22 protein-coding genes are annotated in these 18,925 nt (G+C 70.8%); 13 read left to right on the top strand and 9 right to left on the bottom strand.

Translation table 11 applies throughout. The annotated features are described in order from the left end of the window. Positions 1–2 precede the first annotated feature (2 nt). The 6 genes from AA23TX_RS48020 to AA23TX_RS47995 all read left to right on the top strand — a co-directional run bounded on the left by AA23TX_RS48020 (position 3) and on the right by AA23TX_RS47995 (position 6,281). Entirely contained in the window at positions 3–992 is a 990-nt protein-coding gene (locus AA23TX_RS48020; protein WP_155549713.1) for a carbohydrate ABC transporter permease, read from the top strand. After that, on the top strand, positions 989–1,846 hold the full coding sequence (locus AA23TX_RS48015) for a carbohydrate ABC transporter permease (RefSeq protein WP_086860516.1): 858 nt from the start codon (positions 989–991) through the stop codon (positions 1,844–1,846). The genes AA23TX_RS48020 and AA23TX_RS48015 overlap by 4 nt, the downstream gene beginning before the upstream one ends. Next, on the top strand, positions 1,843–3,255 hold the full coding sequence (locus AA23TX_RS48010; protein ID WP_439328817.1) for a GH1 family beta-glucosidase: 1,413 nt from the start codon (positions 1,843–1,845) through the stop codon (positions 3,253–3,255). Before AA23TX_RS48015 ends, AA23TX_RS48010 begins: the two co-directional genes overlap by 4 nt. A 101-nt stretch (positions 3,256–3,356) precedes the next feature. Continuing rightward, on the top strand, positions 3,357–5,123 hold the full coding sequence (locus AA23TX_RS48005; protein WP_155549712.1) for an IlvD/Edd family dehydratase: 1,767 nt from the start codon (positions 3,357–3,359) through the stop codon (positions 5,121–5,123). Between the two features lie 75 nt (positions 5,124–5,198). Then, positions 5,199–5,507: a DUF3040 domain-containing protein gene (locus AA23TX_RS48000; RefSeq protein WP_155549711.1), complete on the top strand. Its 309-nt coding sequence runs from the start codon at positions 5,199–5,201 to the stop codon at positions 5,505–5,507. A gap of 141 nt (positions 5,508–5,648) precedes the next feature. Further along, positions 5,649–6,281, top strand: coding sequence for a UdgX family uracil-DNA binding protein (locus tag AA23TX_RS47995; protein WP_155549710.1), 633 nt, complete (start codon positions 5,649–5,651; stop codon positions 6,279–6,281). On the opposite strand, the gene ligD is transcribed toward AA23TX_RS47995, so the two are convergent. From ligD to AA23TX_RS47980, 3 genes are all read right to left on the bottom strand, one after another. Beyond that, a complete protein-coding gene (gene ligD, locus AA23TX_RS47990; protein ID WP_230863126.1) occupies positions 6,274–6,603 on the bottom strand; it encodes a non-homologous end-joining DNA ligase LigD in 330 nt (109 codons plus the stop codon). The genes AA23TX_RS47995 and ligD overlap by 8 nt on opposite strands. 146 nt (positions 6,604–6,749) lie before the next feature. Next, positions 6,750–7,667 (bottom strand): non-homologous end joining protein Ku, encoded by a 918-nt coding sequence (ku, locus tag AA23TX_RS47985; protein ID WP_155549709.1) that lies wholly within the window; start codon positions 7,665–7,667, stop codon positions 6,750–6,752. Between the two features lie 111 nt (positions 7,668–7,778). After that, positions 7,779–7,976, bottom strand: coding sequence for a hypothetical protein (locus tag AA23TX_RS47980; RefSeq protein ID WP_155549708.1), 198 nt, complete (start codon positions 7,974–7,976; stop codon positions 7,779–7,781). Positions 7,977–8,163: 187 nt separating this feature from the next. On the opposite strand from AA23TX_RS47980, the gene AA23TX_RS47975 reads away from it, so the two are divergent. Then, positions 8,164–8,373: a hypothetical protein gene (locus AA23TX_RS47975; protein WP_155549707.1), complete on the top strand. Its 210-nt coding sequence runs from the start codon at positions 8,164–8,166 to the stop codon at positions 8,371–8,373. A gap of 7 nt (positions 8,374–8,380) precedes the next feature. Here the strand turns inward: AA23TX_RS47975 and AA23TX_RS47970 are convergent, their stop codons facing one another. Further along, complete coding sequence (locus AA23TX_RS47970; protein WP_155549706.1) at positions 8,381–9,112, bottom strand: GAF and ANTAR domain-containing protein; 732 nt, start codon at positions 9,110–9,112, stop codon at positions 8,381–8,383. A gap of 297 nt (positions 9,113–9,409) precedes the next feature. Between AA23TX_RS47970 and AA23TX_RS47965 the strand changes: the two genes are divergently transcribed. Next, on the top strand, positions 9,410–9,775 hold the full coding sequence (locus tag AA23TX_RS47965) for an STAS domain-containing protein (RefSeq protein WP_155549705.1): 366 nt from the start codon (positions 9,410–9,412) through the stop codon (positions 9,773–9,775). A gap of 12 nt (positions 9,776–9,787) precedes the next feature. Here the strand turns inward: AA23TX_RS47965 and ctaD are convergent, their stop codons facing one another. Next, entirely contained in the window at positions 9,788–11,554 is a 1,767-nt protein-coding gene (gene ctaD / locus AA23TX_RS47960; RefSeq protein WP_155549704.1) for an aa3-type cytochrome oxidase subunit I, read from the bottom strand. Between the two features lie 82 nt (positions 11,555–11,636). Beyond that, positions 11,637–12,599, bottom strand: a complete 963-nt coding sequence (locus tag AA23TX_RS47955; protein WP_155549703.1) for a TIGR03557 family F420-dependent LLM class oxidoreductase — start codon at positions 12,597–12,599, stop codon at positions 11,637–11,639. A gap of 129 nt (positions 12,600–12,728) precedes the next feature. On the opposite strand from AA23TX_RS47955, the gene AA23TX_RS47950 reads away from it, so the two are divergent. The 3 genes from AA23TX_RS47950 to AA23TX_RS47940 all read left to right on the top strand — a co-directional run bounded on the left by AA23TX_RS47950 (position 12,729) and on the right by AA23TX_RS47940 (position 14,358). Then, positions 12,729–13,058 (top strand): plasmid stabilization protein, encoded by a 330-nt coding sequence (locus AA23TX_RS47950; RefSeq protein ID WP_155549702.1) that lies wholly within the window; start codon positions 12,729–12,731, stop codon positions 13,056–13,058. Positions 13,059–13,120: 62 nt separating this feature from the next. Then, the gene (locus AA23TX_RS47945) at positions 13,121–13,570 is read left to right on the top strand and encodes an ATP-binding protein (protein ID WP_155549701.1); all 450 of its coding nucleotides are present in this window, start codon (positions 13,121–13,123) and stop codon (positions 13,568–13,570) included. After that, positions 13,567–14,358 carry a SigB/SigF/SigG family RNA polymerase sigma factor gene (locus tag AA23TX_RS47940; protein ID WP_155549700.1) on the top strand — a complete coding sequence of 264 codons (792 nt, stop codon included), beginning with the start codon at positions 13,567–13,569 and terminating at the stop codon, positions 14,356–14,358. The genes AA23TX_RS47945 and AA23TX_RS47940 overlap by 4 nt, the downstream gene beginning before the upstream one ends. A 75-nt stretch (positions 14,359–14,433) precedes the next feature. Here AA23TX_RS47940 and AA23TX_RS47935 read toward each other — a convergent pair whose 3' ends face one another. Next, positions 14,434–15,945, bottom strand: coding sequence for a CYTH and CHAD domain-containing protein (locus AA23TX_RS47935; protein WP_155549699.1), 1,512 nt, complete (start codon positions 15,943–15,945; stop codon positions 14,434–14,436). Between the two features lie 125 nt (positions 15,946–16,070). Here AA23TX_RS47935 and AA23TX_RS47930 point away from each other — a divergent pair, with 125 nt between their 5' ends. Continuing rightward, positions 16,071–16,598: a hemerythrin domain-containing protein gene (locus tag AA23TX_RS47930; RefSeq protein WP_155549698.1), complete on the top strand. Its 528-nt coding sequence runs from the start codon at positions 16,071–16,073 to the stop codon at positions 16,596–16,598. A gap of 50 nt (positions 16,599–16,648) precedes the next feature. Beyond that, positions 16,649–17,446 carry an ANTAR domain-containing protein gene (locus AA23TX_RS47925; RefSeq protein WP_155549697.1) on the top strand — a complete coding sequence of 266 codons (798 nt, stop codon included), beginning with the start codon at positions 16,649–16,651 and terminating at the stop codon, positions 17,444–17,446. Positions 17,447–17,510: 64 nt separating this feature from the next. On the opposite strand, the gene AA23TX_RS47920 is transcribed toward AA23TX_RS47925, so the two are convergent. Next, positions 17,511–17,981 (bottom strand): hypothetical protein, encoded by a 471-nt coding sequence (locus tag AA23TX_RS47920; RefSeq protein ID WP_155549696.1) that lies wholly within the window; start codon positions 17,979–17,981, stop codon positions 17,511–17,513. 70 nt (positions 17,982–18,051) lie between these two features. After that, a complete protein-coding gene (locus AA23TX_RS47915) occupies positions 18,052–18,885 on the bottom strand; it encodes an aldo/keto reductase (RefSeq protein WP_155549695.1) in 834 nt (277 codons plus the stop codon). Positions 18,886–18,925: the final 40 nt, after the last annotated feature.

The following is an 18,925-nucleotide window of genomic DNA, read 5'->3' as shown; positions in this document are numbered from 1 at the left end:
CGATGACCGTCCTCGACAAGGTCGCGCCGGAAGGGAGCAAGGCCGGGGAGCGCACGTCTCCCCGGCCCACCTTCCGTCACCGGTTGAGCCGGTGGGACGTCAAGGTCTCGCCGTACCTCTACATCGCGCCGTTCTTCATCCTCTTCGGGATCGTCGGGCTGTTTCCGCTGCTCTACACCGCGTACGTCTCGCTGTTCAAGTGGGAAGCCGGGAGCGACGACCCCGACTTCATCGGCCTCGACAACTTCAAGGAGCTCTTCGCCGACGCGCAGTTCTGGAACGCGCTGACGAACACGATCAGCATCTTCCTGCTCTCCAGCGTCCCGCAGATCATCATCGCCGTGCTGCTGGCGGCCATGCTCGGCGCCCGGCTGCGCGGTGCCACCGGCTGGCGGGTGGGCATCCTGCTGCCGTACGCGGCCAGCCTCGTCGCCATCGGCATCATCTTCGCCAACCTGTTCGGCCCCAAGTACGGGCTGATCAACGGCGTGCTGCAGACCATCGGGCTGGACCCGGTCGACTGGCAGGCCAGCCGCTTCGGCAGCCACGTCGCGATCGCGATCATGGTCAACTGGCGCTGGACCGGCTACAACGCCCTGATCGTGCTGGCGGCCATGCAGGCCATCCCGAAGGAGCTGCACGAGGCGGCGCTGATCGACGGCGCCGGCACGTGGCGCCGCTTCTGGAACGTCACCCTGCCGCTGCTCCGGCCGACGCTGATCTTCGTCACCATCACCTCGACGATCGGCGGCCTGCAGATCTTCACCGAGCCGAAGCTGTTCGACGCCATGCCCGGGTCGAACAACGGCGGTTCCACCAACCAGTTCCAGACCGTGACGCTGTACCTCTACCAGACGGCGTTCCAGAACGCCGATCTCGGCTACGCCTCGGCGATCGCCTGGGTGCTGTTCGTGATCATCGTGCTGATCGCGCTGGGGAACTTCTTCCTCACCGGCCGGCTCGCGCGTCCCCAGGCGGTGAAGAAGAAATGACGACACTCCAAAGTGGACTGCGCCAGAAGGTCGCCACGCTCGGCAAGCCACGCAAGGCGACCTACGTCGTGCTGGCGATCTTCGTGCTCGGTTCGCTGTTCCCGTTCTACTGGTCGTTCCTGGTGGCCAGCCGCGACAACGGGATGCTCACCGAGCGCATCCCGCCGTTCGTGCCCGGCGGCAACTTCTTCGCCAACGCCGCGCGGGTGTTCGACACCGTGCCGTTCTGGAAGGCACTGGCCAACAGCGTCATCGTGTCCGGCACGGTGACGCTGACGACGGTGCTGTTCTCGTCGCTGGCGGGGTTCGCCTTCGCGAAGCTGCGGTTCCGGGGTCGCAACAAGCTGTTCGTGTTCATCGTCGTCACGCTCGCCGTGCCCACCCAGCTGGGCATCATCCCGCTGTTCATCGCGATGTCCGAACTGGGCTGGACCGGGAGCCTGACGGCGGTGATCGTGCCCAACCTGGTCACCGCGTTCGGCGTGTTCTGGATGCGGCAGTACACAGTGGACGCACTGCCGTACGAGCTGATCGAGGCCGCGCGCGTCGACGGCTGCAGCATGATCCGGATCTTCTGGAACGTCTGCCTGCCCGCGGTCCGGCCGGCCGCGGCGATCCTGGCGATGTTCACGTTCATGATGTCCTGGAACGACTTCCTGTGGCCGCTGGTGGTACTGGACGCGGGCAACCCGACCGTCCAGGTCGCGCTGGAGAAGCTCCAGAGCGGCTACTACGTCGACTATTCGCTGGTGCTGGCCGGCACGACCCTGGCCACCATCCCGATCCTCATCGTCTTCGTCCTCCTCGGCCGCCAGATCGTGGCCGGGATCATGCAAGGTGCCGTGAAAGGGTGACCATGTCCGTACATCCCGACAGCGTTCGGGCGGAGACAGCGCAGATGTTCCCGCCCGGCTTCGTCTGGGGCGCCGCCACCGCGGCGTTCCAGGTGGAAGGAGCCACCACGGCCGACGGTCGCACCGACTCGGTCTGGGACGTCTTCGCACGCCGTCCGGGCGCGGTCGTGGGCGGCGACACCGGCGACCCGGCCGCCGACCACTACCGCCGGTACTCCGAGGACGTCGGCCTGATGCGCCGGCTCGGCCTCGGCGCCTACCGCTTCTCGCTGGCGTGGCCCCGGGTGCGCCCGGACGGCGGCGCCCCCAACGCCGACGGGCTCGCGTTCTACGACCGGCTGGTCGACTGCCTGCTGGAAGCCGGGATCCAGCCGTGGGCGACGCTCTACCACTGGGACCTGCCGCAGGCGCTGGAGGACAAGGGCGGCTGGACCTCGCGGGACACCGCGTACCGGTTCGCCGAGTACGCCGAGACGGTGCTGGAGCGCCTCGGTGACCGCGTCGCCAGCTGGTCGACGCTCAACGAGCCGTGGTGCGCGGCGATGCTCGGCTACGCGGGCGGCATCCACGCACCCGGCCGCACCGACCACCCGGCCGCCGTCGCCGCCACGCACCACCTGCTGCTGGGGCACGGGCTGGCGATGGACGTCATCCGGCGGCACGCGCCGGGCGTCCCGGCCGGGATCACGCTCAACCTCTACCCCGTCGTGCCGCACGACCCGGCGAACGTCTCCGACGTTTCGGCGGCCCGGCGGATCGACGGCCTGCAGAACCGGCTGTTCCTCGACCCGGTGCTGCGCGGCGGCTACCCGGACGACCTCGTCGCCGATCTCGCGCCGTTCGGGCTCGGAGACGTGGTCCGGCCGGAGGACGCGGCGATCATCGCCGCGCACATCGACTGGATGGGCGTGAACTACTACCGCGACTACCGCGTCGCGGGCCGCCCGGTGGCGGGCAGCGAGCCGGCGGGCCCGGAGTGGGTCGGCGCGGGCGACGTCCACTTCGTCCCGGACCCGGCGGCGCCCCGCACGGACTCCGGCTGGGAGGTCCAGCCGGCCGGGCTGACCGAGTCGCTGCTGCAGGTCCACCGCGGCTACCGCCCGGTGCCGCTGTACATCACGGAGAACGGCGCGGCCTACCCGGACGTCGTCTCCGACGGCGGTGACATCGTCGACACCGACCGGATCGCGTTCCTGGACTCCCACCTGCGGGCGGCGCACGACGCCCTGGCGGCGGGAGTCGACCTGCGCGGGTACTTCTACTGGTCGCTGCTGGACAACTTCGAGTGGGCCGAGGGGTACGCGAAGCGGTTCGGGCTGATCCACGTCGACTACGAGACCCAGGTCCGGACGCTGAAGCGCAGCGCCCACTGGTACTCCCGGGTGGTCGGGCTCAACGGCCTCGGCTGAGCAGGACCGGTCGTGAGTGAGAAACTGTGTTCTAACCCTGTTTCTCACTCACGACCGGCCGGGGCGTGCATTCCGCGACCGCCGTTGCCAGACTGGCCGGTATGGGACTGCGCAGCGAAGCTTGGTTCAACAACCCCGCCGACCCCGGGATGACCGCCCTCTACCTCGAGCGGTACATGAACTGGGGTCTCACCCGGGAGGAGCTGCAGTCCGGCCGGCCGATCATCGGCATCGCGCAGACCGGCTCCGACCTGTCCCCCTGCAACCGGCACCACTTGCAGCTCGCCGACCGCACCCGCGAAGGCATCCGCGAGGCCGGGGGGATCGCCATCGAGTTCCCCGTGCACCCCATCCAGGAGACCGGCAAGCGCCCGACCGCCGCCCTGGACCGGAACCTCGCCTACCTCGGCCTGGTCGAGACGCTCTACGGCTACCCCATCGACGGCGTCGTCCTCACCACCGGCTGCGACAAGACCACCCCGGCGTGCCTGATGGCCGCCGCGACCGTCGACATCCCCGCCATCGTCCTGTCCGGCGGTCCGATGCTCAACGGCTGGTACAACGGCGAGCGCACCGGCTCCGGGACGATCGTCTGGAAGGCCCGTGAACTGCTCGCCGCCGGGGAGATCGACGACGCCGGGTTCATGGAGCTCGTCGCGTCGTCCGCGCCGTCGCCGGGGCACTGCAACACCATGGGCACCGCCTCCACGATGAACGCGCTGGCCGAGGCGCTCGGGATGAGCCTGCCCGGCTGCGCGGCCATCCCGGCGCCGCACCGCGACCGGGCGCGGATGGCCTACCGCACCGGGCTGCGGATCGTCGAGATGGTGCGCGAGGACCTCAAGCCGTCGGACATCCTGACGCGCGAAGCGTTCGAGAACGCCATCGTCGTGAGCTCGGCGATCGGCGGCTCGACCAACGCGCCCATCCACATCGGCGCGATCGCCCGGCACGTCGGCGTCGACCTGCCCCTCGACGACTGGCAGCGGCTCGGCCACCACGTCCCGCTGCTGGTCGACCTCCAGCCGGCCGGGAAGTACCTCGGCGAGGAGTTCCACCGCGCGGGCGGCGTGCCGGCGGTGGTGCACGAGCTGATGCGGCACGGCCTGATCCACGAGGACGCGCCCACGGTCAACGGCCGCACGCTCGGCGACAACTGCCGCGAGAGCGAGGCCGGCGACCGCGACGTCATCCGCACCTTCGACACGGCCCTCACCGAAGACGCGGGGTTCCTGGTCTTCAAGGGGAACCTCTTCGACGCGGCGATCATGAAGTCCAGCGTGATCTCGCCGGAGTTCCGGCGCCGGTACCTCGCCGGCGGCGTCTACGAGGGCACCGCGGTCGTGTTCGACGGCCCGGAGGACTACCACGCCCGCATCGACGAACCGGACCTCGGCGTCGACGAGCACTCGCTGCTCGTCATGCGCGGCACCGGGCCGCTCGGCTACCCCGGCGCGGCCGAGGTGGTGAACATGCGGCCGCCGGCGGAGCTGATCAAGCGGGGGATCCGCGAGCTGCCGTGCCTCGGCGACGGCCGTCAGTCCGGTACGTCCGGCTCGCCCTCGATCCTCAACGCCTCCCCCGAAGCCGCGGCGGGCGGCGGGCTCGCCGTGCTGCGGACCGGCGACCGCGTGCGGATCGACCTCGCCGCCGGCACCGCGGACGTCCTGATCCCGGACGAGGAGCTGGCGCTGCGCCACAAGGAGCTGGCCGAGGCGGGCGGGTACCCGGTCCCGGACGCGCAGACGCCGTGGCAGGAGATCCAGCGGTCGCTGGTCGACCAGCTCTGCGACGGCATGGTGCTGCGCCCGGCGGTGGCGTACCAGCGGATCGCGACGACGAAGGGCATCCCCCGCGACAACCACTGATTCCCACCGGAAAGTGCCGCTTCGAACGGGCCCCGAGGGGGTATTCCAGCGGTAGCCGAGGCGAGGAGGCCCCTGATGCTGCCGGATCGCGAACGCCACGCCCTGCGCGAAATCGAGCTGGAGCTGCAGGCGAGCGATCCCGCGTTCGCGGCCGCCTTCGCCGGCCGCACCCTGCGCGAGAAGCAGCGCTGGACCCTGCTCCTCGCGCTGTGCGACGTCACCGCGGCACTCATGCTGCTCGTCGGCCTGTTCGCCCGCGACGCCGGCCTCGTGCTCTGGGGCACGGTCGGCGCCGGCGCGCTCGTGGCGTGGCACATCGCCCGCGCCGAGACGACCCGCGAGCCCGCGCCGGACGGAACCACCCCGGCCGCCGGCTCGCACTGAGCTTTCGCCGCAAATATGACCGCCTCGGCCAGCGCGGTCGGTGACGTTCCTCCGAGCCGGTTGTCCTCGCCGCGGATGGGCAGCTCGCGCTACCCGTGACCGGCGGGTTTACGCACCCACCGCCCGGGGAATGCCCGGCACATGCCGGACACCCGCGGCGCGGAGCCGCCGGACACCACCGACCTCGACCGCCTGCGTTCGGCCGCGTCGGACTGCCGCGGGTGCGCCCTCCACCAGGACGCCACGCAGACCGTGTTCGGCGAAGGGCCCGAGAAGGCGAAGATCCTGGTCGTCGGCGAACAGCCGGGCGACAAGGAGGACCTCGCGGGCGAGCCGTTCGTCGGACCCGCCGGGCAGCTCCTCGACCGGGCCTTCGCCGAGGCGGGCTTCGACCGGAAGACACTGTACGTCACCAACGCGGTCAAGCACTTCAAGTTCAAGCGGGACGAACGCGGGAAGCGGCGCATCCACCAGAAGCCGGGCCGCACCGAGGTGGTCGCCTGCCGGCCGTGGCTGCTGGCGGAGCTGCGCGCGGTGCGCCCCGAGCTGGTGCTGCTGCTGGGGGCGACCGCCGCGCAGTCGTTGCTGGGCCCGAAGTTCCGGCTGACGGCCCACCGCGGCGAACCCGTCGAAGCACCCGACGACGTGGCCGAGCTGGTGCCGTCGGCGGTCGCGACGGTGCACCCGTCGGCCGTCCTGCGCGCACCGGACCGCGACGAGGCTTACGCCGCCTTCGTCGCCGATCTGAAGGCGGCCGGCAAGACACTCAAGTGAGCTGCTTCCGCGCCGCTTCCGCTGATCCCGCGTGGTCGTCCAGGTCTCGCCACGGGTCGTCCTTGAACGCCAAGCGCTGCTTCTCCTTGGCCAGGCTCCGCCCGTCCGGCTCGGCCTTGCCCAGCTCGCGCCAGTCCAGCGGGGTCGCGGCCGCCGCGCCCGGGCGGGCCCGCAGGGAGTACGGCGCGACGAACGTCTGCGCGTAGCCGTCGCGGTTGGCGTCCAGGAAGATCCGGTCGCCGCGCTTGTCCTTGCGCTGCGCCGTGGTCAGGCGGTCCGGGTCGCCCGCGGCGACGGCGTCGGCCAGCGCGCGGGACCCCACACGTTCGCAGCTCGACGTGCACGGACGCCAGGAGCTTCTCGCCGAACCCGGCGCCGACCTTACCGGCGTACTTCAGGCCGTCGCCCTCGTCGGAGAACCCGCCGAGCGGTGAGCGTGGGCCGGGGTCGGCTCGCGCCGGCCCACGCTCACGACGCCTTCAGCGCCTTCTCCAGCTGCGCGCGCGTCATCTTCGAACGGCCCTTCACGCCCTGCTCGCGCGCCAGCTTCTCCAGGTCGGACTTGGTCAAGCCGGACAGGTCCTGCTTGCCGCCCTGCTTTCGGCCGCCCTTGCGGTTCTTCACGCTGCGCGCCAGCGCCTCGAAGAGGTCGACGACGTCGGCCGACGGCTCCGGCTCCTCTTCGTGGGCGATCTCCTTGCCCTGTTCCTTGGCCTTGATCAGCTTTTCGACGCGCTCGGAGTACTCGTCACGGTAGTCATCCGGCTTCCACGGCGCGGTCATCTGGTCGACGAGCGCGAGCGCCATGTCGAGCTCCTTGGGCCGCGGCTTCGGCAGGCTGGGCAGCCCGCCCATGACGTCCTCCGGCTTCCGCAGGTCCGCGACGAAGTGCAGGGTGTTGAGGACCATCACGCCTTCGCCGGCGCGGACCGCGCAGAGGTACTCCTTGCCGCGCAGCACGAACTTCGCGACGCCGGCCTTCTCGCTGCGGTCCATCGCCTGCAGCAGCAAGCCGTACGCCTTGGCGAAGTCCTCCTTCGCCGGCTTGAGCCAGTACGTGCGATCGAAGAACCACGGGTCGATCTCGTCCAGCTCGACGAACTGCTCGATGTCGATCCGCCGGGACCGCTCGGGGGCGATCTCGTCCAGCTCGTCCGGCTCGACCAGCACGTGGTCGCCGCCGCCGAGGTCGTAGCCCTTGACGATCTCGTCCTGGGTCACCTCGTCGCCGGTCCGCTCGTTGACCCGGCGGTTGCGGATCCGGTCCGACGTGCCGCGTTCGAACTGGTGGAAGTGGATCGTGTGGTCCGCCACCGCCGGGTACAGCTCCACCGGAACGGTGACCAGCCCCAGGCTCAGCGCCCCGCTCCACACCGGTCTCGCCATGTCTCGACCTCCTCACCGCCAGCGATACCCGCGGGCCCGGAGCGCGAAACACGGAGGGTGACGCGCCGGAGCCCGCCGCGACCGGGTGGTCACAGCGGGCTCAGGCGTGCGTCAGGCGACTTCGCTGCTGCGACTGCCGGCCCGGTGCAGGCCCAGCATGTCGAGCAGCTGCGCGCAGTCTTCAGGGTCCTTCGCGTTCGCCGCGACGGCCAGCGCGGCCTTGCGCCGCGTCGACGCCTGGGCCGGCGTGTCCCCGCCCTCCAAGAGCAGGTCCGCCACCGGTCGCAGGTCGTTCCGCTTGTCTCGCATGTTCGCTCCCCTCCGGCTATCCCCGGTCACCCTTCGCCGGGCGATTACCCCGTCTCATCCCCCTGAACACAAGAGGCACCGAACGGGTTCCCGGAGACAGCCGACGCTAGGCCGAACGAGTGAATTCGGCCGGTTCCGACCGGGAAACCGGCAAGGTGTGTGAGACCCACGTCACACAGGAGGCCGGATGGGCACCCAGATCCGCATCAGCCGTGAGGACGGGTCGCTGCCCTGCGAAGTCTGCGGCTTCCCGACGATGCACGTCGCCCAGGTCGTCGCCGACGACGGGACCGTGCTCGGCCGGACGCTGGTCTGCACGACGTGCCAGCGCAGCAGGCACCGGCCCGACCCGATCGCCGAAGCCGAGGCACCGCCGGACGAGGTACCGACCAGCTAGCCGGACGTCACGCCGTCGTGGTCGCGACCGCCTCCACGAACTCCGCCGCCACCTCGTGGAGCTTGCGGTTGCCGTCCTGGGAGCGCTTCACGAGCCGCTGGAACGCTTCCTCCGCGCTGATCCGGTGCGCGGCCATGAGGATGCCCTTGGCCTGGTCGATCACCGCGCGCGTCTCGAGCGCGCGGTTCAGCTGGTCGATCAGCTCGCGCGCCGCGAAGTACCGGCGCGCGCTGCGCAGGCCGATCACCACCGTCGCCGTGTACAGCTCGAGGATCTTCGTGCCCAGCTCGCTGAAGCCGTGCTCGCCGAAGCCGAACAGGTTCACCGCGCCGGACATGTCGTCGTCCACCGTCAGCGGCGCGGCCAGGAAGCTCGCGACGCCCAGCTGTTCCGCCTTCGACACGAACTGCGGCCACACGTCGCCCACAGCCCCGACGCCGACGCGCACCGGCTGCCCGGTCTCGGCCGCGCGCAGGCACGGGCCGTCCCCGATCCGGTACTGCTCGCGATCGAAGTTCACCGCCCGCTGGTCCGTGCTGGCCACCGTCTCCGGCTCGCCTTCACGCACCAGGGTGATGCTCGCCATGTCGGCTCCCGGCACCACCTGCACCGCGTGGTCGCAGACCGCCTGCAGCATCTGGCCCAGATCGAGCTCCGAGTCCAGCATCGCGGTCAGCGATTCCATCGCTACCGTGACTTCGTCCAACCGCGCGGTGAGCTGCTCATCGCCGCCCGTCATCCTGGTGACGCCCCTCTTCTTGTGCTCAGGGCGCTAAGAACCAGGGAGGACCCGGGCGCGCGCCACTAGTGGGCCGCTAGCGCTTTAACGGGTCCAGCGCGAGATTACTGCATCCTCGTCGGCACGGGCACAAGCGGTCACCGCCGCGGCGCGCCACACGCCCGTTCGGAGCAACGACGGTTGCGGGCCGCTCGCCCACGGTTGGGCTCGGGTATCGGTTCAGCACAGCAGCCGGCTCGGAAACCCCTCGGGCGCGGCGCTGCGGCCCCGCGCCACACCAGGACGGCGGCGAACCGCATGATGCTTCCCCGACCACGAAATCCCGCCCTGCGGCTACGCACGTCGTGGCCCGCTCCGCACGCGGTGCTGATCACCGCCCGTGGCGCCCTCGACACCGCGACGGCCGGCGATCTGGCCGCCCTCGTTTCGGACCGCCTGTGGGCGACGCCGGAGCGGCTGACCCTCGATCTGTCCGAAGTGGACTTCCTCGGCGTGGCGGGCGTCCGGATGCTGCTGCACGCGGCGCTGCAGGCCGAGCAGAGCGGCACGGACCTGCTGGTCGTCACCGGACCGAACCCGATGGTCCGCCGGGCCTTGCGGGTGACGGAGGCCGACCGGCGCCTCACCGTCGCCGCGCTGCGTCCGGAGCCCGCGCCGGCCTGAGCGACCGGCGCGTCAGCGCGACGAACCCGCCGCGCCCGCGTGCCCCTCCCGCGCTCCGGACGGACTCGCGGCCCGGTCCAGTGCCCGGGCCTGGGCCCGCTTGGAGCGCACGTGCCGCTCCTCCGCCATCCGCTCGACCGCCTCCGGGTGGTGCAGCTCGAACGCGGGCCGCTCCGACCGGATGCGCGGCAGGTCCAGGAAGTTGTGCCGCGGCGGCGGGCACGTCGTCGCCCATTCGAGGCTGTTGCCGAAGCCCCACGGGTCGTCGACCAGGACCCGCTCGCCGTAGCGGTAGCTCTTCACGACGTTCCAGATGAACGGCAGCGTCGACGCGCCGAGGATGAACGCGCCGATCGTCGAGATCGTGTTCAGGGTCGTGAAACCGTCCGAGGTCAGGTAGTCCGCGTACCGGCGGGGCATGCCCTCGTCACCCAGCCAGTGCTGGATGAGGAACGTGGTGTGGAAGCCGATGAACGTCGTCCAGAAGTGCCACTTGCCGAGCCCCTCGTCGAGCATCCGGCCGGTCATCTTCGGGAACCAGAAGTAGATCCCGGCGAACGTCGCGAACACGATCGTGCCGAACAGCACGTAGTGGAAGTGCGCGACGACGAAGTACGAGTCGGTGACGTGGAAGTCCAGCGGCGGCGACGCCAGGATCACGCCGGTGAGGCCGCCGAACAGGAAGGTGACCATGAAGCCGACCGACCACAGCATCGGCGTCTCGAAGGTCAGGTGCCCCTTCCACATCGTGCCGATCCAGTTGAAGAACTTGATCCCGGTCGGCACCGCGATGAGGAAGGTCATGATCGAGAAGAACGGCAGCAGCACCGCGCCGGTGGCGAACATGTGGTGCGCCCACACCACCGCCGACAGGCCGGTGATCGCGACGGTCGCGAACACCATCAGCCGATAGCCGTAGAGCGGTTTCCGGCTGAACACCGGCACGATCTCGGTGACGATCCCGAAGTAGGGCAGCGCCACGATGTAGACCTCGGGGTGGCCGAAGAACCAGAACAGGTGCTGGAACATGATCGCCCCGCCGTTTTCGGGGTCGAACACGTGCGCCCCGAGCCGGCGGTCCGCTTCGAGGCCGAACAGCGCCGCGGTGAGGATCGGGAACGCCAGCATGATCAGGACCGCGGTGAACAGGATGTTCCAGGTGAAGATCGGCATCCGCCACATCGTCATCCCGGGCGCGCGCAGGCACACGATCGTGGTGACCATGTTGACCGCACCCAGGATGGTGCCGAGCCCGGACACGATCAGGCCCATGATCCACAGGTCGCCGCCGATGCCCGGCGAGTGGATGGCGTTGGACAGCGGGGTGTAGGCCGTCCAGCCGAAGTCGGGCGCGCCGCCCGGGGTGAGGAACGAGCTGATGACGATCAGCCCGCCGAACAGGTAGAGCCAGTAAGCGAAGCCGTTGAGCCGCGGGAACGCGACGTCCGGCGCGCCGATCTGCAGCGGCAGGATGTAGTTCGCGAACCCGAAGAGATTCGGGGTGGCGTAGAGCAGCAGCATGATCGTGCCGTGCATGGTGAACAGCTGGTTGTACTGCTCCGGCGACAGGAACTGCAGCCCCGGCCGGGCCAGCTCGCCGCGCATCAGCAGCGCCATCGCGCCGCCCGCCATGAAGAAGGCGAACGACGTCGTCAGGTACAGCAACCCGATCTGCTTCGGGTCGGTGGTGCGCAGCAGGGCCAGGAGGGTCCCGCCCTTGGGGCCCCGCCGCGCCACCGCCAGCGGTACCGCCTGGAGGGTCGGCTTCACGTCGGTCATCCGCAACTCCCGTCGCCGGACTGTCCGTACTGCGCGTCTTACTCCTGCCGGCATAGATCCGCGTTACCCCGAACGGGTGGAGCTACTCCCGCAACGCCGGGAGCAGCTCCTTTTCGGCGAAGTCCAGGAAGCCTTCCTGCTGGTCGCCACCGATCTGGATCAGGGCGACGTCGGTGAAGCCCGCCTTCTCGAACTCGCGGACGCCTGCGACGATCGGCTCGACGTCCGGGCCGCAGGCGATCGAGCCGGCGACGTCGTCCTCGCGGACGAACTGCGTGGCCCCGGCGAACCCGGCCGGGCCGGGCAGCTCGGCGTTGACCTTCCAGCCCCCGGCGAACCAGCGGAACTGCTCGTGCGCGCGCTTCACGGCGGCGTCGCGGTCGGTGCCCCACGACACCGGCAGCTGGGCGATCTTGCGGGTCGGGGGACCCGGCTTCGTCGCGTCCCATTCGCTCACCAGCTCGGCCTTCGGCTCGACGGCGACCATGGCGTCGGCCACCGGGGCGAACCGCCGGATCGACTGCGAGCCGGACACCGCGACGCCGATCGGCGTCCGCTGCTCCGGCAGGTCCCACAGCTTCGCCGAGTCGACGCGGAAGTGCTTGCCCTCGTAGTCGAAGTACCCGCCGTCGAACAGGCCGCCGATGATCTGCAGGGCTTCGGCGAGCATGTCGTGCCGGACGTTCGCCGGCGGCCAGCCGCGGCCGACGACGTGCTCGTTGAGGTTCTCCCCCGCCCCGAGCCCGAGGGTGAACCGGCCACCCGAGAGCGCCTGCACGGTCGCCGCCTTCTGCGCGACCACCGCCGGGTGGTAGCGCATGGTCGGGCAGGTCACGAACGTCATCAGCTCGGCGCGGTCGGTGACCTGCGTGACGGCGCCCAGCACGCTCCAGGCGTAGGGCGAATGCCCCTGCTCGGCCAGCCAGGGCGAGTAGTGGTCGCTCATGACCTCGAAGTCGAAACCGGCCTGTTCCGCACCGGCGGCGAACCGGACCAGTTCGTTCGGCCCGGCCTGCTCGGTCATCAGCGTGTACCCGATCCGCATCGGCGCCTCCTTTCGCTCCCACCCCGCGTACCCGCTCCCCGGTCGGGTAACCGGCCGCCCACCGCCCGGAAGTGGCGTTTACCCGATGATCAACCGGGTACCCCGTCCACGCAGTCGAAGGGAGCGGTCATGCCTCAGTCGTGGAGCAAGAAGCGCGAGCGCCAGTACGAGCACGTCAAGGACTCGGCCGAGGACCGTGGGGCCGGCCCGGAACGGGCCAAGGAGATCGCGGCCCGCACGGTGAACAAGAACCGTGCGCAGGCGGGCGAGTCTCGCGAGGCCAGCCGGACGTCGATCGAGGACAAGTCGCCCCAGCAGCGCGGCGGCGAACGGTCCGGCAACCGCAAGGGTCCCGGGGGCCCGACCAAGGACCAGCTCTACAACGAGGCGAAGAAGAAGAACATCGATGGGCGCTCGAAAATGACCAAGAAGGAACTCGAACGGGCGCTGGGCCGGTGACGAAACCGGAAATCCCTGGCCACGAAGTGTCGTCATTCGCCCAGATGGGTAGTACCTCCGGCATGGAAGAAACACGAAGCGGTAGCTCGCACGGCGGCAAGCCGACGCTGGAAGAGCTGCTCGAGGAACTGGTGGAGCTGCGGCTGCCCGCGATGGCCGAGCAGATCCCCCTCGTCCGCATGCTCACCCACGGCGTGGTCTCGCGCGCCGACTTCGGGCTGGACGCCATCGCCGACGCCAAGATGGCCGTCGACGAGGCCTGCGCCCAGCTCGTGCAGCTGGCCGAGCTGGGCTCCCAGCTGCACTGCCGCTTCCGGCAGGGCCCCGACGGCCTGCACGTGACGATCTCGACGCGCTCCAGCGACCCGCGACCGCCGAGCGACCGCACCTTCGGCTGGCACGTGCTGACCACGCTGAGTGGTTCGGTGACCGCGCACTGCGACGTCCTCCCCGGCGGGGGTGCGGGCATCGTCACGATCGAGCTGGTGCTCAACGCGGGAACGAGCGCGTGAGCACCGAACGCAAAACCGTCCTGCACCGCCCGGATGAATACGCCCACTGCGAACCGCTGTTCGAGGAGCTGGGCTCCCTCGGCCCCGACGACCCGCGGCGCGAGGTCGTCCGCAGCAGGCTGGTGACCGAGCTGCTGCCGCTCGCCGAGCACATCGCCACCCGGTTCTCGGGCCGCGGCGAGCCCCGCGAAGACCTGGTGCAGGTGGCCCGGATCGGCCTGATCAACGCGGTCGACCGGTTCGACCCCGCCCGCGGCCACGACTTCCTGTCCTTCGCGGTGCCGACGATCATGGGCGAGGTGCGGCGGCACTTCCGGGACACCGGCTGGTCGGTGCGGGTCCCGCGCCGGCTCAAGGAGCTGCACCTGTCCCTGAGCCAGGGTTCGGCCGCGCTGTCCCAGCGCCTGGGTCGCGCGCCCACCCCGACCGAGCTGGCCGAGCACCTCGGCCTGGACGTCGACGAGGTCCGCGAAGGGCTGCTGGCCGGCAACGCCTACCAGGCCCTGTCCGTCGACAAGCCGGTGCACGACGACGCCGAGGCGCTGTCGCTGGCGGACACCATGGGGGAACCCGACCACGAGATGACCATGGTCGAGAACCACGAGGCCCTCCAGCCGCTGCTCCAGGAGCTGCCGCCGCGCGAGCGCGCGATCCTCGTGATGCGGTTCTTCGGCGGGCTGACCCAGACGCAGATCGCCGACCGCGTCGGCATCTCCCAGATGCACGTCTCCCGGCTGCTGTCGCAGACCCTGGAGCAGCTCCGCGGGAAGCTCACCGGCGAAGGCTAGACCCGGATGTCATGAACGGGCTCGTTCATGACATCCGGCGTCCTGACCAGGTCGTTCCCGGCCTCCCGGACGGCGTCAGCGCAGCCAGCCCGGCCGCTCGCCCTTCCGGAGCCGCCGCCACTCCCCCGCGAACCGCCGGCGCAGCTTCTCCGCCCTCTCGGCGTCCCGCTCGTAGAGCAGCCCGAACGTGAACGTGTTCTGCCCTTCGCCGTGTCCGGCGATGGTGAGGTGGTGCAGGACGTCCCGGCCGACCGCGGTGTCCTGGTGCTCGCCCAGCGTGCCCTGGACGGTCTTGACGTTCTTGCGCCACTGCCGCAGCTTCTTGCCGTAGACCGGCTTGACGGTGTCGGCGGCGTAGCGGGCCCGCTTCGCCTTCTTGCGGACCTCGTGCAGTGCGGTCTCGAGCTCGTGGCCGGTCAGCCCGCGCGTCGCCGCTTCGGCCCGGCGCAGCTTCGCGGCGGCTTTGCGCACGGGCTTGCGCAAGGCGGACTTCGCCGGCTTGCGCGCCCGGCGGGTGAGCGGCGGGTTCTCCACCAGGGTGTCCAGCGTGCGCAGCAGGGTCCGGTACCGCTTGCCGGTCAGCGCCGCCATCGCCCGGGTTCGCCCCTCCTCGGCCTCGCGGGCGAAGTAGCGGGTGAGGTACTGCCGCAGGGGCCCGAACACCAGCTCGGACGGGATCTCGTCGAGCTGCTCGCGCAGCCGCCGCTCGCTGACCTCCGCGTCGCGGGCCGGCGCCAGCTGCTGCCCGAGCCACTTCAACTCGGCCGTGAGCGTCTCGTCCTCGTCCACGACGGACCCGAACGTCTTCAGCGAGCTGCGCAGCTTCCGGGTCGCGACGCGCATCTGGTGGACGGAGTCCTCGACGTCCAGGCGCACCCCGACGTCGGCGCGGCGCAGCCGGGCGTAGTGCTCGCGCAGCGACGTCAGCACGACGTCGCCCGCCGTCGGCTTCTTGCGGCCGCGGGGCGGCGCGGGGACGCGGTCGCCGATCAGGCGCCGCAGCTTCGACGGCCACGGCGAGGCCGAGGCGCCGGCTTCCCCGAGGGCCCGGTCGAAGTCCTCGAGCCGGCCCGGGTCGGTCGCGGGATCGAGTTCCAGCTCCAGCTCGCGCCACTCGTCGAGCCGCGCGCTCTCGCCACCGGCTTCGCCCGTCACGTGGTCGTCGGTGAGGGTCGCGACGGTCCGGCCGTCGCCGTCGGCCAGCCGGTGGGCGAACCGGTCGGTGCGCAGGTGCGCGATCGGCACCAGCTTCTCCCCCAGCGTGTAGGCGCGCACGAGCCGGCGCAGCCGTCCGGGGACCTTGTTCGGGTCGCCGCCCAGCGGCAGCTGGATCTCCTGCCGCTCGTCGGCGGAGACCGGCAGCTTGAGGTGCCAGCCCGCGTCGTGCCCGCCGACGCGGCGCCGCAGCGTGATGCCGCCGCGCGCCAGCCGGAAGGTTTCGGTGTCGTAGTAGGATGCGTCGAGGATCTGTTCGACCGGGTCGTCCTGCGTCTCGACGCCCGCGACGCCGACGAGCCGGGGCACTCCACTGCCCGCCACGATCTCGTACTTGCGTTCGCGCTCGATCACCGACGACGGCGCTGCCATGGTCATCCTCCTTCGGGGCCGATTCCCCCGGCGGGTACCCGGCGGGCACCGGGCCGACACGGGATTCGGCCGCCGGGCAGCGGGTATCCGGTCCGGGAAAACCCGAGTCCGGACCAGGAGCGTGCATGAACGGCAGCCAGCCCGCAACCGACCTGACCACCGTCCTCGCCGGCGACCACCGGAGACTGGACCGGCTGTGCACCGAGCTCGAGCTCGGCCAGGGCAGCCCCGAGAACCGCAAGGACCTCGCCGACCACCTGATCGCGGAGGTCGTCCGCCACGCCGTCGCCGAAGAGTCCTTTGTCGATGGCGAAGGCGACCTCGCGGAGGCGGACGGCCTGATGCGCGAGCTGGAGGGCGTCGGACCGCAGGAGACCCGGTTCGAGCGCCTCCTGGGCGGGCTGATCCGCGCCGTGCGCCGGCACGTCCGGGAAGAGGGCCCGGAGGCGGTGCGGCAGGTCCGGCTCACGTGTTCGCCGGAGCGGCGCGCCGAGCTGGGCAAGGAGGTCACGGCGGCCCGGGACGCCGCGGCGACGCTGCCGCACCCGGACCTGTCCGACCGCATGCCTCAGGCCGACCAGCTGTGGCCGGGCCCGGGCTTCGTCGACCGGGCGCGAGCCGCGCTGCGCCACGCGGCCGGCTCGCCCGGTTGAGCATCGGCATCGGGTTGAATGGGGGTACATCTCGAAGACGACGGAGACGCATGAGCATCGACGAAGACGAGTGGGCGCGGGAACGCGCCGGGTTCGCGCAGGACGGTATCGAACCGGCCGGGCCGCTGGCGCGGCAGTTCGCCGATCTCACGCGCACGCTGCTCGACGTGACCCCGACCGTCGGGGGCGTGCTCCGGCTCGTCGTCGGCGCCGCGAGCGCGCTCGTCCCGGACGCCGACCTGGTCAGCGTCACCCTGCGGGAACCCGACGGCCGGTACCACACGCCGGTGGAGACCGACCCGGTCGCGGTGCGGCTGGACCAGGTGCAGTACGACCACGGCGAGGGGCCGTGCGTCGAGTCGGCGCGCCCGGACGGGCCGGCCATCGCCTGGTCGCAGGACGTCGGCCGCGACCCGCGCTGGCCGTCGTTCGGTCCGGCCACGGCCGGCCACGGGTACCACTCGGTGCTGGCGACGGCCTTGCTCCCCGACGCCCGTCCGCCGCGGCGCTCGGGTGCGCTCAACATCTACTCGAGCCGGCCGGGTGCGTTCGACGGCGCGGCGATCGACCTCGCGCTCCTGCTGGCGACCCACGCGTCCCTGGCGCTGGCGCACACGGAGGCCGTCGTGGCGGCCGAACTGGAGGCGGAGCACCTGCGCCGCGCGGTCGAGAGCCGGGACGTGATCGGCCAGGCGAAGGGCATCCTGATGCAGCGCCGCGGCATCACCGCCGACGAAGCGTTCGATGTGCTGCGCCGCGCGTCCCAGGACCTGAACGTCAAGCTGGCCGACCTGGCCCGGACGCTCGCCACCCGCCACACCGAGGTGGAGCTGCCGGCGGACCGCTGAGGCCCCGGGCACGGACAAGGGCGGCACTTTCCCGGGAAAGAGCCGCCCTCGGACCGGAATCCGGTTACGAAGCCGAGTACGGGGACCGGTTCTCCAGCGACGGGCTGACGTCCGGGTAGGTACCCGGCTGACCCGGCGCCGGCGTCACGGTCGGGCGCTGCGGCTCGGGTTCCACCCGCTGCTGCGGCCGGGGGCCGCGCTGGACGACCGCCTCCACCTCCTGCTCGCCGCGGATGCGGGACAGAACGGCGAGCGTGATCGCGTGGGCGATGGCCAGGATCAGCAGCAGAACGCCGACGCGCTTGACGACGCCGGGGATGCCGTCGCCGAGGTCGATGGTCGACATGAGGGCCAGGATGCCCAGCGTCGCGAGGTGGAACAGCACTGTGACCAGCCGGGTCATCGACGCACCCGCCGCCGGGTCGCCGTAGGAGTTCTCCAGGTAACGGCGTCCGCTGCGGTAGATGATCTGCCCGTCGACCAGGACCAGCACCACCCCGATCACGAGAAACGACAGGTACGCGTTGGTGCTCATGCCGGATGCTCCTTCCAGGGGGACCTCTCCGGGTGAGGTACCCGGGCGGTTGCGGAGGGAAACGCCGCGGTCACCCCGTGAAGGTCTCCGGGTCCGGCCCGGTGCGCCGGCCGGCGTCGAGCTTGCCGATCGCCGTCATGTCCTCGTCGTCGAGCTCGAAGCCGAAGACGTCGATGTTCTGCTTGATCCGCTCCGGCGAAGACGACTTGGGGAAGACGATGTTCCCGAGCTGGATGTGCCAGCGCAGCACCACCTGCGCGGCGGTCCGGCCGTGCTTCTCGGCCAGGTCGGTGAGCACCGGGTCCGAGAGGACTTCGGCCTGGGCCAAGGGACTCCAGGCTTCGGTGGCGATGCCGTGCTCCCGGTGGTAGGCGCGCAGTTCGGTCTGCTGCAACGCCGGGTGCAGCTCGATCTGGTTGACCGCGGGCACGGTGCCGGTCTCCTCGGCGAGCCGGTCGAGGTGCGCGGGCTGGAAGTTCGAGACGCCGATGGCGCAGGCCTTGCCCGCCCGCAGGATGTCCTCGAAGCCCCGCCACGTCGCGACGTAGTTGTTCTTGTGGGGCAACGGCCAGTGGATCAGGTAGAGGTCGACGTAGTCGAAGCCCAGGCGCTGCAGGCTGCCCTCGAGCGCGGTGATGGCGTTGTCGTGGCCGTGCGCGTCGTTCGCCAGCTTCGTCGTGACGAACACGTCTTCGCGCGGGATCCCCGACTCCGCGATGCCGGCGCCGACTCCCTGTTCGTTGCGGTACATCTGCGCCGTGTCGATGTGGCGGTAGCCGGCCTCCAGCGCGGTCCGCACGGCCTGGGCGGTCTCCTCGGGCGGGATCTGGAACACGCCGAACCCGAACTGCGGGATCCGCACGCCGTTGTTCAGTTCCACGGCCGGGACGTCGGGGGAAGTCATGCTTGCCGCCTACCCGAGGCCCCCGGACGCGAAACACCGC

It is taken from the genome of Amycolatopsis camponoti, from assembly GCF_902497555.1.
Taxonomy (GTDB): domain Bacteria; phylum Actinomycetota; class Actinomycetes; order Mycobacteriales; family Pseudonocardiaceae; genus Amycolatopsis; species Amycolatopsis camponoti.
Note: the sequence above shows the minus strand (reverse complement) of the source record. Positions and strands in the feature narration are given on the sequence as shown.

Coding starts and splice junctions, on each gene's coding strand:
- AA23TX_RS48020 (WP_155549713.1), top strand. CDS start 3: ATGACCGTCCTCGACAAGGTCGCGCCGGAAGGGAGCAAGGCCGGGGAG.
- AA23TX_RS48015 (WP_086860516.1), top strand. CDS start 989: ATGACGACACTCCAAAGTGGACTGCGCCAGAAGGTCGCCACGCTCGGC.
- AA23TX_RS48005 (WP_155549712.1), top strand. CDS start 3,357: ATGGGACTGCGCAGCGAAGCTTGGTTCAACAACCCCGCCGACCCCGGG.
- AA23TX_RS48000 (WP_155549711.1), top strand. CDS start 5,199: ATGCTGCCGGATCGCGAACGCCACGCCCTGCGCGAAATCGAGCTGGAG.
- AA23TX_RS47995 (WP_155549710.1), top strand. CDS start 5,649: ATGCCGGACACCCGCGGCGCGGAGCCGCCGGACACCACCGACCTCGAC.
- ku (WP_155549709.1), bottom strand. CDS start 7,667: ATGGCGAGACCGGTGTGGAGCGGGGCGCTGAGCCTGGGGCTGGTCACC.
- AA23TX_RS47980 (WP_155549708.1), bottom strand. CDS start 7,976: ATGCGAGACAAGCGGAACGACCTGCGACCGGTGGCGGACCTGCTCTTG.
- AA23TX_RS47975 (WP_155549707.1), top strand. CDS start 8,164: ATGGGCACCCAGATCCGCATCAGCCGTGAGGACGGGTCGCTGCCCTGC.
- AA23TX_RS47970 (WP_155549706.1), bottom strand. CDS start 9,112: ATGACGGGCGGCGATGAGCAGCTCACCGCGCGGTTGGACGAAGTCACG.
- AA23TX_RS47965 (WP_155549705.1), top strand. CDS start 9,410: ATGATGCTTCCCCGACCACGAAATCCCGCCCTGCGGCTACGCACGTCG.
- ctaD (WP_155549704.1), bottom strand. CDS start 11,554: ATGACCGACGTGAAGCCGACCCTCCAGGCGGTACCGCTGGCGGTGGCG.
- AA23TX_RS47955 (WP_155549703.1), bottom strand. CDS start 12,599: ATGCGGATCGGGTACACGCTGATGACCGAGCAGGCCGGGCCGAACGAA.
- AA23TX_RS47950 (WP_155549702.1), top strand. CDS start 12,729: ATGCCTCAGTCGTGGAGCAAGAAGCGCGAGCGCCAGTACGAGCACGTC.
- AA23TX_RS47945 (WP_155549701.1), top strand. CDS start 13,121: ATGGAAGAAACACGAAGCGGTAGCTCGCACGGCGGCAAGCCGACGCTG.
- AA23TX_RS47935 (WP_155549699.1), bottom strand. CDS start 15,945: ATGGCAGCGCCGTCGTCGGTGATCGAGCGCGAACGCAAGTACGAGATC.
- AA23TX_RS47930 (WP_155549698.1), top strand. CDS start 16,071: ATGAACGGCAGCCAGCCCGCAACCGACCTGACCACCGTCCTCGCCGGC.
- AA23TX_RS47925 (WP_155549697.1), top strand. CDS start 16,649: ATGAGCATCGACGAAGACGAGTGGGCGCGGGAACGCGCCGGGTTCGCG.
- AA23TX_RS47920 (WP_155549696.1), bottom strand. CDS start 17,981: ATGAGCACCAACGCGTACCTGTCGTTTCTCGTGATCGGGGTGGTGCTG.
- AA23TX_RS47915 (WP_155549695.1), bottom strand. CDS start 18,885: ATGACTTCCCCCGACGTCCCGGCCGTGGAACTGAACAACGGCGTGCGG.